10 protein-coding genes are annotated in these 13705 nt (G+C 44.6%); 9 read left to right on the top strand and 1 reads right to left on the bottom strand.

The genetic code is table 11. From position 1 onward, the window contains the following. The first annotated feature begins 21 nt into the window (after positions 1–21). The gene (locus H70737_RS15515; RefSeq protein WP_042188581.1) at positions 22–555 is read left to right on the top strand and encodes a GNAT family N-acetyltransferase; all 534 of its coding nucleotides are present in this window, start codon (positions 22–24) and stop codon (positions 553–555) included. A gap of 35 nt (positions 556–590) precedes the next feature. Here H70737_RS15515 and H70737_RS15510 read toward each other — a convergent pair whose 3' ends face one another. Then, complete coding sequence (locus H70737_RS15510) at positions 591–1916, bottom strand: hemolysin family protein (protein WP_042188579.1); 1326 nt, start codon at positions 1914–1916, stop codon at positions 591–593. A 113-nt stretch (positions 1917–2029) separates the two neighbouring features. On the opposite strand from H70737_RS15510, the gene H70737_RS15505 reads away from it, so the two are divergent. The 8 genes from H70737_RS15505 (at position 2030) to H70737_RS15470 (ending at position 13594) form a co-directional block, all read left to right on the top strand. After that, positions 2030–2797 (top strand): DUF1836 domain-containing protein, encoded by a 768-nt coding sequence (locus H70737_RS15505; protein ID WP_042188578.1) that lies wholly within the window; start codon positions 2030–2032, stop codon positions 2795–2797. 91 nt (positions 2798–2888) lie between these two features. Further along, positions 2889–4091, top strand: a complete 1203-nt coding sequence (locus H70737_RS15500) for an MFS transporter (protein WP_042193977.1) — start codon at positions 2889–2891, stop codon at positions 4089–4091. A gap of 195 nt (positions 4092–4286) precedes the next feature. Then, on the top strand, positions 4287–5891 hold the full coding sequence (locus tag H70737_RS29840; RefSeq protein WP_052404307.1) for a TerB N-terminal domain-containing protein: 1605 nt from the start codon (positions 4287–4289) through the stop codon (positions 5889–5891). Positions 5892–5906: 15 nt separating this feature from the next. Next, on the top strand, positions 5907–7226 hold the full coding sequence (locus tag H70737_RS15490) for an ATP-binding protein (protein ID WP_042188577.1): 1320 nt from the start codon (positions 5907–5909) through the stop codon (positions 7224–7226). Beyond that, a complete protein-coding gene (locus H70737_RS15485) occupies positions 7223–9421 on the top strand; it encodes a DEAD/DEAH box helicase (RefSeq protein ID WP_042188575.1) in 2199 nt (732 codons plus the stop codon). Before H70737_RS15490 ends, H70737_RS15485 begins: the two co-directional genes overlap by 4 nt. 178 nt (positions 9422–9599) lie before the next feature. Next, a complete protein-coding gene (locus H70737_RS15480; protein ID WP_042188574.1) occupies positions 9600–11270 on the top strand; it encodes a spore germination protein in 1671 nt (556 codons plus the stop codon). Positions 11271–11307: 37 nt separating this feature from the next. Beyond that, on the top strand, positions 11308–12411 hold the full coding sequence (locus H70737_RS15475; RefSeq protein WP_042188572.1) for a GerAB/ArcD/ProY family transporter: 1104 nt from the start codon (positions 11308–11310) through the stop codon (positions 12409–12411). Further along, on the top strand, positions 12404–13594 hold the full coding sequence (locus tag H70737_RS15470; RefSeq protein ID WP_042188570.1) for a Ger(x)C family spore germination protein: 1191 nt from the start codon (positions 12404–12406) through the stop codon (positions 13592–13594). Before H70737_RS15475 ends, H70737_RS15470 begins: the two co-directional genes overlap by 8 nt. Positions 13595–13705 lie beyond the last annotated feature (111 nt).

Here is a 13705-nt window from a genome sequence, read left to right as displayed (position 1 = left end):
TTTATGATTGGAAGTGATGATATGATGGTTACACTTAAAGTGCTTATACCAGAGGATGCAGAAGAATTACTTCGATTACAGCATCAGTTGGATCAGGAATCCAAATTTATGTTATTAGAGCCGGATGAACGACAATCCAGTCTAAATCAGGTCAAAGAGATGATCGAAAGCTTCGCTTTAGCAAATACTTCAATCCTTATTGGTGCTGAGGTTGATAACCATTTGATAGGTTTTATGTCGGTTAGAGGTGGAAATGTTAGACGCAATCGCCATAGTGCGTACATAGTCATTGGAGTTCTAAGACAGCATCAAGGTCAGGGGATTGGTACGGGGCTATTCAAAGAACTGGATGTATGGGCTAAGAATACTGAAATTGTCCGGTTAGAGTTAACAGTTATGACCCATAATGAGCTAGCGATGTCGCTATATATCAAAAATGGGTTTGAGATCGAAGGGACAAAGAGAAAATCACTTGTGATCGATGGTCAATGGGTGGATGAATATTACATGAGTAAGATTTTGATAAAAGAAAAAAGGATAGAGGATCAGATTTAATCTGATAACTCTATCCTTTTTTTATGATTAAAAGCTTATGAATTCTCAAGCTCTGACGATTCAGTGTCACCAGTGGTCTCAATGATGACCTCAACCTTGCGTACACGGTATCTGTTCATTTCACGAATGATTAAGGTTACGTTGTCATGTACAATGCTTTTGCCAACGGCCGGATCTGGGATATGACTGTATAACCAGCCTCCAATCGTTGTCACTTCCTCATGTTCGAAATCAAGACCGGTAAGCTCCTTGACCTCAATTAAAGATACCTTACCATCGAACAGATAATTTGTATCGCTTAGTTTCTCAATTTCTCTGCGCTCATCACCGTCAAATTCATCTCGAATTTCACCAACGATTTCTTCCAAAATATCTTCAATTGTGATGAGTCCAGACGTTCCGCCATATTCATCAAGTAGCAGGGCGATATGCACCCGCTCCAATTGCATACGTGTTAAAAGGTTCTTAACAGGTGTTACCTCAGATACGGTTAGAACTGGCTGAATCAAGCCTTTGAAATCAAAATCAGGGTTATTGTCATATTGCAAATAAAGCTGTTTCGTATTAATCATTCCGATGATATTATCCTTGCTACCTTCTGCAACCGGGAAGCGAGTATATTGTTCCTTACGAATAATCTCGAAATTTTCTTTCAATGAATGATTGGTGAAAAGACATACCATATCCGTTCGTGGAACCATGATTTCTTTGGCCAACATCTCGTCAAAAGTAAAGATGCGGTTGACATAGCCATATTCAGCTTTATTGATTTTTCCACTTTCATAGCTTTCGGATAAGATCAAACGAATCTCATCTTCACTATGAGCGTCTCCATGCTCACTGGCAGGCTTCATCCCAAAAAGGCGAACAAGCAGATTTGCGGAACCATTCATAAACCAAATGAGTGGGTACAAAATTCTGTAGAACCAAATAATCAGCGGTGAAGTAATTTGACCGATTTTTTCCGGAATGTTTATAGCTACTGTCTTCGGAGCAAGTTCCCCGACAACGACGTGTAGGAATGTTGCAATGACGAATGCGAATAAGAACGCAAGAGGGTGACTCACACTTGGACTAATATTAGCCCAGTCGAATACCGGAAGGAGCAACTGCTCAAACGCTGGCTCTGCCAGAGCACCAATACCCAGTGCAGTGATTGTAATCCCGAGCTGACAAGCGGATAAGTACCCGTCAAGATTAGCAGACACTCGTTGTACAGCAAGCGCGTTCTTCTTTCCCTCGATCACCATTTGACTGATCTGACTACCTCTAAGTCTCACCAATGCAAATTCCGTTGCTACAAAAAAAGCGGTTAAAATAATCAAAATAGCCACCAACGTCAAACTAAGTCCTATACCCATATAATCTTTACCATCCCTTTCGTTCCTAAAATAGGTTATACTCATATTATGAGTTCTTATGAACTATTCTACGAACTTTTCAGAGAAATATCAAATGGTGGAGGGAAACAGATATGGAATCATTTGCATTGACTCGTGTGGAGATGTCCAGTCTTCTGCTCTCATTGACCGGATTATCAGACCGGAAACCGCTGAATATCCTCCAAGAGGCATGGACTAAATTTCATCTTGATGAAGTACAAAAGGGGACTTCGTTACCCGCTTTTTTATCTACAGATGTACCACCCATTTTTCAAAAGATCATTAAGGGGCATGATGTAAAAGGCTTTTCACTCGGTGAAATTGCTTCATTAGGCCATCTAATAGAGTATTCCACTTTGACTGTGACTACTATGCAAAATTGGGTGAAGCGTGATTTTAAGGAGTATCTCGGTTCTCCAAGAGAAGGAAAGAAGTATTCAGTTAATCAGGCAGCACTTCTGTTTATGATTGATGATCTCAAATCGGCCCTAAATTTCGAAAGTATTCGTCAGCTATTCCGATTAATGTTCTTAAAGCCAGATCGAGACGATGATGATCTTATAGAACCGACAAAGCTGTATTATGCATATGCTGGACTGTTTGAAGAGATCAAGAGCAATCCAACAATACAAACCCAATGTAAAGTAGATCAACTTTTACACAAGGAGTTCTCCTGGAAAGAAGATTCCCTGCTTAGAAGTTCCACAGATCGTGTGATCAATCGGCTGACGCATCTTACGAGATCTCAGAGAGAGTCTGTCCGCAACATACTTCTGATAGCCACGATAGCTGTTCAGACCTGTTATTTTCAATCGCTTGCCAGACAATACTTTAATGCAGCTTTATTTCTTGATTTTTGAACGCTTCAATTTTAATATGTATAAGTGAAACAATCAAAAGTAAGTTTCATAAGATATATGTTGGATATAAGGGGGCTTAGAAGTGAATCAAATGACACTGCTGCGGAATCCGAAGCAAAGGAAATTACTCTTCAGTGCAGGCTTAAGCTGGATGTTCGACGCGATGGACGTCGGGATGATTTCTTTTGTTGTAGCGGCTTTAGCCAAGGATTGGAATCTGGGACCGGAGCAGATAGGTATATTGACAAGTATTAACTCCGTGGGCATGGCTGTGGGTGCTGCGGCAGCAGGGATATTAGCCGATCGTTTTGGACGTAAACCGATACTTTTATGGACACTCCTAATTTTCTCGGCTGCGAGTGGGTTATCGGCTTTTGCAACAGGCTTCGGAATACTCTGTGTACTTAGATTTATCGCTGGCTTTGGACTAGGTGGGGAGCTGCCCGTCGCCTCAACATTAGTGTCTGAAAGTATGCCTGCCCGTGAGAGAGGCCGTGCGGTTGTGCTGCTGGAGAGCTTTTGGGCGGTTGGATGGATCGCTTCTGCTTTAATTGCATTCTTTGTTATTCCTGATTATGGCTGGCGTGTAGCATTCGGTATTGGTGCTGTTCCTGCTCTATACGCTCTATACTTAAGACGCGCTATAGACGATTCACCGAAGTTTGCTGAGATCAAGAAGGCGCCTGTGTCCTTGAAAAAACGTATCACAACAGTATGGTCACCAGAGTATCGTCGTTCTACGATTATGCTGTGGATTTTATGGTTTACTGTAGTGTTTTCGTATTATGGGATGTTTCTATGGCTGCCTACAGTTATGGTACTTAAAGGCTTCAGCTTGGTTAAAAGCTTCGAATACGTGCTTATCATGACGCTAGCTCAGCTGCCGGGTTACTTTACTGCCGCTTACTTCATCGAGAAGTTCGGACGTAAGTTTGTCCTGGTCATCTATATGCTGTTCACTGCCGTTAGTGCGGCATGGTTCGGAAATGCAACTACAGAAGGAATGCTGATGGCTGCTGGAATCTGCTTATCATTCTTTAATCTCGGAGCATGGGGTGGCATGTACGCTTATACACCAGAGTTGTACCCAACAACTATTCGTTCAACAGGCGCTGGTTTAGCGACTTCCTTTGGACGGATTGGTGGCATCATCGCTCCTTTGTTAGTAGGGGTGCTGGTAGGTAAATCTATAGCGATTGGCTCGATCTTCATGTTATTTTTTGTAACGATTATTATCGGTGCGTTAGCGGTGCTCTTCCTAGGAAAAGAGACAAAGGGAACGGAGCTCCTGTAGAGGATAATTCTTCATTACATACTTGATGTTAATCTACCAACAATGCTAAAATTTAATAAGAACAAAACGGTTCCTTCACAGTTGTGAACAGGGCCGTTTTTTTTAACATTAGAAACTACTATATATTTAGGGCCCCCGCAAAGAAGGCGTTATGCTTGCATTAGTCCTTCTTTTATAAGAACGGAGCGATCGAACATGAGTAAGGATAGGAATCAGCCTCATTTCACGGAATTAGTCTGGGAAAGTACGGAACAAAATGTTCCTATTCCCCCGCGAAATTCATCAGAACCAGCGCTGCCAAAGTTATCTACTGCAAATGTAGGGAAGCCTAAAGCGTCGTCTGAACCTTCTTTACAGCTTCAGCTTTGGGATCTGGAGACCGACACGCCGGAGCCTGTGACAACCACCGAAGGTCAGTTTGTAGCTAGAGCGAAGGAGTTGGAACATAGAACCGAGGATTCGGCGCTATTTATTCCTTTTAAGAGTTACTGGCCAACGTATGGTCATATGACGGGCACGCAAAGTAGATGGTATTTTTATTGGCGCAATGAAGTTAGACAGGGTAGATATCCGAAAACGGATCTTTCATATATTTTTCTGCACGTGTATGAGCTTATTAATGGTGTAGGTTGGCAAGATCCTTATGATGGCTATAAGCAGCTCAGTCAAATCTGGGAAGCTTATCGTGAAAATTATAAACGTCTGGATCAATATTTGGGTGGTTGGATCGCGGACTTCTCGTTTGTTCATCATTTGAATGTGCCTCTATCTTTAATCGTTGCTCGTTCACGCGGTCTTGCCGGAGATTTGGCAGAGCTAGAGTTAGAGAGATGTCTTACTGTAGCTCCTGAGCAGTTAACCTTTACGGTATTAACAGCAATGTCGGACTACGATATTAGTAAATCGAAGTTTTATATGGGGGAAGGTAAAGAAGCCCTTGAACGATATATTCCACAGGTAGTGGCATTAATCAATGCTTATGTCAGTCGGAAACATGGCTCGAATTTGGTTGAAATGTTCCCACCAGGCCCCTCAGTAATGCGGGAGCGTTATTTATTTCGTAGCGCCGTATATGATATTTCGCTATATGGTTATTCAGTGCTTATACCGGTTGTGCGTATCAGTAAATCTCCACCGCTTCGCAGTTTGATTACAAGGCTATTCCGTTTGACTGAGAATAAATTACGGGAACTGCTGGGGTATCGAGGACGGCTCAAAGGGGTTAATGTGGATGCGGATATGGATGACCTTATCACTCGTTTTCTGAAGCGGGAATTTGAGAAAGAGAAACAGGAAGATAAGGGGCCGGCAGTAGTTATTGATCGTGAGAAGCTTGAAAGGCTGCAGAGTGATTCCGAGATTGTACGAACCATGCTTACGGTTGAGGAAATGAACGAGCTGGAAGAACTTGAGGATAGCGGTTTTGAGATTACTAATGAGGAATCCGAGCTTGAAGAAGTAGTAGAAAAAGAAGAATTTGAAGATATTGAAGATAAAATCATTGTACCGCTTCAGTCTCCTGAGCCTGAATTAACCATAAAAGAAATTCAATCTGCTAACGTAGATACGGAGTGGGAGCAGTTCACTAATGCTTTAAGTCCACTCCAACACGAAGCTCTGATTGCGTTTATGAACGAGGATGGAACACAAACCATACAGAAGCTAGCGGCTGCAAATGGCACGATGTCAGAACTCTTGATTGATGAGATCAATGATATCGCAATGAACATTCTAGGTGATTTGATCATAGATGATAAAGAAATTGCAGAAGAATATAAAATTCATCTGCTTAATATTTAATGGGGTGAACTTTGGATGAATGGTTTAAAAATACCCAAACGTATGACGACAGCGCTAGTCAATTCACTGACAACCGGTGTGGTTCCGCGTATCGGACTAGAGCATATAGCCGTTGGCCGCCGGCCAGAGATTGAAGCGATATTGAGAGATATGGATAATATTGCGGAGGGTGGAGCTGCTTTTAAGCTGATTACCGGCAAATTCGGTAGCGGCAAAAGCTTTCTTTTGCAGATGATCCGTAATTATGCGATGGATCGGGATTTTGTAGTAGCCGATGCGGATCTATCCCCTGAACGAAGATTAGTGGGAACGAAAGGACAAGGTCTTGCTACATATCGAGAGCTGATGAGTCATTTGTCTACCCGGACGCGTCCAGATGGAGGCGCTCTGGAGATTATTTTGCAAAAATGGATTATTACGCTTCAGCAGTCTGTGATGCAGGAGAATGAATACGGCCCTGATCACCCCCAACTTGGAGAAGAGGTAGAGAAACGAATCTATGCTGTAGCCTCCGAAATGCGCGGTTTGGTGCATGGATTTGATTTTGCTAAGGTGCTGGCTTCTTATTGGAATGCCCATAAGCTGGCTGACGATGAATTGAAGCAGGATTCCCTTCGCTGGCTAAGAGGTGAATTCGCTACTCGAACGGAAGCACGAAAAGCACTTGGTGTTGGCGTGATTATTGATGATGATAATTGGTATGATTATATGAAGCTGTGGGCGGAATTCACTTCTGCTATTGGTTATAAGGGACTGCTGCTGTTCATAGACGAAGGCGTCAATCTCTACAAAATCACGAACAGTATCTCGCGTCAGAGTAACTATGAAAAGCTGCTTACGATGTTCAACGATACGATGCAGGGCAAGGCAGAAAGCCTAGGAATTTTTATAGGGGGGACTCCGCAATTTGTGGAGGATGGACGGCGTGGATTATTTAGTTATGAAGCGCTGCGTTCAAGATTAGTTGCAGGAAGATACGGCGCAGCAGGTCTGAACAATTATACTGGGCCTATTATTGCACTGGACATGCTCTCACATGAAGAAATTTTGATCCTTTTGCAAAAGCTTAGAGATATCCATGCCCTTCATTATGGTTACGAAGCACGGTTAACACAGGAACAATTGGTTCATTTTATGGAAGAAGCTGTGGGCAGATTAGGGGCAGACGAGCTCCTGACTCCGCGTGAAGTGGTGCGTGATTTCATGGATCTACTTCACACCTTACACCAGCATCCGGAGATCTCTTTCGAGAAGCTAGTGGGCGAACGAACCTCTAAACCTGCTGATACTGAACAAAATGAGTTAGATGGGTTCCTCGCGGAGTTTGAATTATGAGTGATAATCCGTTTTATAGGCTGGCTCCCTTTATTAAAGAGTTTATCTATAAGAACCGTTGGGAAACTTTGCGTGAGGCACAGGTGGATGCCTGTCGTGTGCTGTTTAATACACCGCATCACTTACTGATTGCTTCGGGTACAGCTTCAGGTAAGACAGAGGCGGCTTTTTTCCCAGCGCTTACTGAGCTGTATGAACGTCCTTCCGGTTCGGTTGGTATTCTGTATATCGCTCCTCTGAAAGCATTGATTAACGATCAATTTACACGGCTGAACGATTTGCTCCGTGAAGGCAATATTCCGGTATGGCACTGGCATGGGGATGTTCCGCAAGCCGATAAGACGAAGCTGGTGCAGAATCCTTCCGGCGTGCTACAGATTACCCCTGAATCCCTTGAGGGATTACTGATGAACCGCCCGAATGCTATTCCGGCGCTGTTCCATGATCTCCGTTACATTGTCATTGACGAGGTGCATGCCTTTATGGGTGCTGATCGGGGGATTCAGGTTCTGAGTCAGCTGGCGAGAATCTCACGAATGGCGGGATGTCATCCGCGTAGAATCGGTCTATCGGCTACGCTTAGCGACTATGCTTCGGTGACGGAGTGGCTGGCGGCAGGTACGCGGGAGAGCGTAGAGGTGTCCGCTCCACAGGGCGGGCGTAAGCTCCGTTTAAGTGTGGAGCATTTCTCTTTCCCGGATGCACGGGATGAAGTGCAGGCGGAGCATTTAGAACGCGCGAAGCAGTCTTACTACGATTTCATTTACGATCATACGCATCTTAAGAAAGCGTTGATCTTCACGAATAGCCGCTCGGATGCGGAGACGGCAACCCTTGAGCTGCGGAGAACGGCCGCGAAGCGTGGGGAACGGGATGTTTTTCACGTTCACCATGGCAGCATCTCCGCGATGCTCCGCGAAGAGACGGAAGCCGCGCTGCGGCAAGGCTCCGGACCTGCAGTTGCGGCAGCGACTTTGACGCTGGAGCTGGGCATTGATCTAGGAGAGCTGGAGCGGGTGCTCCAGGTCGGCGCTCCTTATAGCTGCGCAAGCTTTGTGCAGCGACTCGGCCGCTCGGGCAGGCGCGGTGACGCCGCATCCGAGATGATCTTTGTCACGCCCGAGGAAGAGGATGAGGAAGCGCAGCTTCCGGCACGGATGCCTTGGACGCTGCTTCGGGCGATAGCGGTTATTGAGCTATATGTGCGCGAGAAGTGGGTTGAACCACTGGTGGTGCGCCAGCTGCCAGTCGGGCTGTTATACCATCAGACGATGAGCATATTGAAGAGTATGGGGGAGGCGGAGCCGGAGGATTTAAAGGAAGCAGTATTAAGTTTACCTTCCTTCAATAGCATTGATCCTACGGACTACGATACCTTCATGACTTATATGCTGGGTATGGGACAAATCGAGAAGATGGATGAAGGCAGCTTGATTATCGGGATGGCAGGGGAGAAAATCGTGAACAACTTCCGCTTCTACGCTGTCTTTAAAGACGATGAAGAGCATGTTGTCTATAATGGAACAGAGGAAATTGGATCGATCACAACAGTACCACCACCGGGTTACTGTTTTACTCTGGCAGGGAAGCTCTGGAAGGTAGAAGAGGTCGATAATCGCCATAAAGCTGTTTATGTAAAAACCTCACGCGGTAAAGTGGATACGTTGTGGCTTGGAGCGGGTGGAGATGTACATACACGCATTATGACCAAGATACGTGAAGTCTTAGGCGCAACTGCACTGTATCCCTATCTAGCTCCAAGTGCCGCTGCGCGGCTTGAGAGAGCCCGCCGTTTAGCGAAGGAGAGTGGAATGCTTGAACGCTCCGTTATGCCAGCAGGTGGAGATTCAATGTTCATTCTGCCTTGGGCGGGTAGTCGGCAATTCCGCACACTGGAGCGCCTTCTTAAAAACAATTTGAAGAGCTCACAGGGACTTCGTTCTATCGTGCCGATGGAACCTTATTATATGGTGGTTGCAGGCAAAACAGATGCAGAAACGCTTGAGGCGGAGATCATCGCTGAGAGTATGGCTGCCACAGATCCGTTATCCTTATTATCTCCAGATGAAGCTCCTTATCTCGGGAAATACGACGAATTCATCCCGCATGAGCTGCTACGCAAAGCTTTTTCTTTGGATGGATTAGATGTTCCGGGGCTACTTGAAGTGCTAAAACAATGGCGGCAACCACAGTAACTATCTTAAATATTTTTTATCGAGACGCCCGCTTATGCGGGCGTCTCTTTATGTTTGGATGCACAACAACATTTATCTCCTTGCACCGATCTATACTTTCCTTCTATTCCAAAAGTTGTATAAAAATAGGGCAGGCGGAGAATAGTATCTAGAAGATTCCTATTAGAGGATGATTACGATGTGGTCTAAAATAGTCTCTTATATTCCGGATTGGACAATTTTCATGCAAGCGGCGATCACGCTGCTCTTTCCCATAGGGATTTATTATCTTTACAAGCATTTGTATTTTTATGTTGGAAGCGGACGTTCCAAGGAATCAGGGGCTAAATCTCAGGATTCGGAACTAAAGAAGGCAGACAACGATGAAGCAAATCAGCAGCCTCCTGTGTGTACAGCGTTTACTCAAGACTATGATGCCAACCTAACAACGATAAGAATGGCATTGGGGGATAACAGTGATGTGCATTTCCGTGAATTCTCAGTAAAAAGTATTCAGGCACGTGCCGTGTTGGTTTATGTAGAGGGAATGCAGGATGAAGAGCTGATCAATCAACAGGTGCTGCAAAATCTGATGTTTGCTGGTGAAATGCAGGCTTCGGAAGGAATATACACCTATATGAAACAGAATATGCTCCCGCTGGTTCAGCTTAATGAAACCAGAGATTTGGACTATCTGCAGGAGTCTGTCCTGTTTGGCTACACTGCACTGATTGTCGAAGGAATGCGTGAGATGCTGCTGGTTGGCTTTCCACATGGAGCAGTGCGCGCTATTAATGAGCCGACCTCGGAAGCGTTACTGCGGGGACCTCGGATTGGCTTTACCGAAGTGCTCAGCGAGAATACCTCTATGCTACGGCGCCAAGGACTCAATAAGAATCTAGAAATGCAAAAGGTTGAAGTGGGCAGCGAAATCAAGAAGAATCTGGTTATCGCTTATATGAAAAACATTGTAAATCCTGATCTGCTACAGGAAGTGAAGGACCGGATCTCCAAAATTGATATGGATTTCATTCTGGAATCTGGCTATGTGGAGCAGTTAATCGAGGATGATTATTTAAGTCCGTTTCAGCAAACACAGAACACGGAAAGACCCGATCGTGTGATTGCCTCCTTATTAGAGGGGAGAATTGCCATTTTACTTGATGGCACACCGTTTGCACTTATTGTTCCAGTGACGTTCAGTATGCTTTTGCAGTCTCCCGAGGATTACTATGAACGCTGGTTACCAGGAACACTATTACGGGTGCTACGGTTTTGCGCATCATTTCTGGCTCTGTTAGCCCCTGCGCTGTATATTTCTTTTATTTCCTTTCATCCGGGGCTAATTCCTACACAGCTGGCGATTTCCATTATCGAAACACGCCAAGGCGTACCCTTTCCTGCTTTAATTGAAGTGTTGATTCTGGAGATTTCCATTGAAATATTACGTGAAGCTGGAATTCGTCTGCCGAAGCCCATAGGTCCGGCAATGGGAATTGTTGGAGGTCTGATCATTGGAGATGCCGCGGTACAGGCTGGTATTGTAAGTCCCTTTCTAGTCATTGTCGTTGCCGTGACAGCGATCTCTTCGTTTTCCATACCGATGTACAGTGCCGGCATCACCCTCCGAATCTTACGATTCGCAGGCATGTTATTTGCGGCAGTCCTGGGCATGTTCGGAACCATCCTGTTCTTTCTGCTGATTTGCAGTCATCTGACTCGGCTTTCAAGCTTCGGGGTTCCTTACATCACCCCTATCTCACCTTTCCGGGTAAGTGACTGGAAGGATTTATTCGTCCGTGCACCGTTATCCATCATGAAGCGAAGACCGGAGATGCTGAAGACCCAAAAGAAAAAGCGCAGGTCCTAGAGAATGTATTCTTAGCAGGAGCAGAGGGGAGACCACAGTGTTCAAACGTACGGATGACAAGATCACAACCTCGCAGGCTACCATAGTACTGACGAATTCAATGCTAGGAGCTGGAATTCTGACCTTGCCCAGAGATATTGTCCAAGGTGTGAAGACTCCAGATGCCTGGGTTTCTGTGGTGCTAGGTGGGATCGCTGTGCTTATAGTGATACTGGTTATGGTGAAACTTAGCCAGCAATTTCCGGGTAAAACTGTCTTTCAGTATTCTAAAAAAATTGTTGGGAATCTTCCAGGTGGTGTACTGAGTTCACTGTTGATTCTGTACTTTATTGTGATTGCGGGATTCGAAATCCGTGTACTGGCGGAAGTAACATTGTTCTTTCTTCTGGAAGGGACACCAATTTGGGCGATTGTGATGCCGTTCATCTGGGTTGGTACTTATTTGGTGTATGGTGGGATTAATTCCATTGCCCGTGTGTTTCAGATTGTGTTTCCGATCAGTATTTTTATCCTGATCATTTGTTTTATCTTAAGCACCAGGATTTTTGATATCCAGCATTTGCGTCCTTTTATGAGTGAAGGTCTGATGCCAGTCATCCATGGCATGAAGTCGAGTATCCTCATCTTTACTGGTTGTGAAGTTGTAATGACAATGACAGCTTTTATGGAGCAACCGCAGGAAGCAGTCAAGGGGATGGTGGTCGGATTCTGCATCCCGCTGGTACTATATCTGGTTACTGTTGTGATGGTTATTGGCGGTCTGTCCATCAATTCTGTAATCACCAGTACCTGGCCAACGATAGATTTGGTACGGAGCTTTGAAATTTCAGGTTTCTTTTTTGAACGATTTGAATTTCCGCTGCTAGTCATCTGGCTGATGCAGATGTTCTGTAATTTTTGCAGCTTTTTCTTTAATGCGGCGCTTGGAATCTCGCAAGTGTTCAATCTGAAGATCCATCCGGTAATTTTCGCCTTAATGCCCGTAATCTTCATCTGCACGATGATCCCTCAACGCATCAATGATGTCTTCAGTCTTGGTGATTCGATTGGCTATATGGGTGTGCTGATTTTTATGTTGTTGCCACTGTTATTGTCGATTGTATTACTTATCAGGAAGAAAGGACTCAAGCAGAATGTTTAGGCAGAGAGTTTTACGCATATTATTAGTACTCATGGTTCTGTTTACGCAGCCTGGCTGTTGGAGTAGTAAAGAGATTGAAGACCTTAGTGTTTATACGGGTTTGGCGCTAGACAAGGGAGAACCTAATACGCTCGAACGGGAATTCGAGGAACGTGGAGGAAGCTATCAAAAGCATAATAAAGTTACGGCAACCGTACAAATTGTGCCTGAAAGAACAATCGGGAACTCCGGCAAAGATGGCGAAACACCGAAAACCCATTTTAACAATATTTCAGAGACAGGAGATTCTCTGCTTGAAGTATTCCGGCAGTTCTCCATTCGCCAGAACCGTCCAATTATAGGCCACCATCTCAAGGTTATAGTCATATCAGAGGATCTAGTGCAAAAGGAGAAGATCAGACGGTTGATGGACTTTGTACTGCGAGATAACGATATCCGTCCCAGCTGTCTCATATTTCTTAGTCAAGGTCGCGCGTCCGATACGCTTATGACGACCTCGGAGGAGATTCCTTCCTTTCGACTGGCAGAGATGGTCCATAACAACTTCAGAACCAGTAAAGTTATGAAGGGCATAACGTTGTCGAATCTAGATGCGCTGATGTACTCCAAGCAAAGCTTTGTGTTGCAGAACGTTGTGGAGGCACACGGTGAGGTCGAATTTTCCGGAGCCGGTATTATCAAGGGAGATACAGGACATTGGATCGGCAATCTTGACCAACATGATGTGGAGAGTATTGCCTGGATCAAGGGAGATATAAAAGGCGGGAGCATCAAAGCATATGATCAGTCGAATGACTCGATTACTTATGAGATTAAATCCGTTAAGAGCAAGATTACACTGAATGAAACCGATGATAAGAAGATATCGTTTCATGTTGCAATTGAGTCCACTGGACGACTAATAGAGGATTGGGATGTGAAAGAGCATTCCTCGAGTGTTGGTTACTTCAAAGAACTAGAGAAGATATTCGAAGAGAAATTAACCCAACATATCAATAGTCTTATCCATAAGATGCAGTCCACTTACAAGGTGGAGGTAGCAGGATTCGGTGATTGGTACAGCATTGAAAAGCCGCATGTCTGGAAACAGATTAAGGATCATTGGGACGAGGAATTTACTCGGATTCCAGTGACCTTTGATTTAAAGCTTAAGATTACCGATTTTGGTTCAACATCTGATTGAACGAATTTTCAGACAGAATATCGAAAATATTGTTAATCGAAGCACCTGAATTAGCGGGTGTTTCGTTATGTTCGGACATATATTGTATTTTTCTAGAAAAAACAAACCATA

The sequence above is a fragment of the Paenibacillus sp. FSL H7-0737 genome, from assembly GCF_000758545.1.
Classification (GTDB): Bacteria; Bacillota; Bacilli; order Paenibacillales; family Paenibacillaceae; genus Paenibacillus_AQ.
The sequence above is the reverse complement of the archived record's forward strand: the minus strand, read 5'-3'. Positions and strand labels throughout refer to the sequence as shown.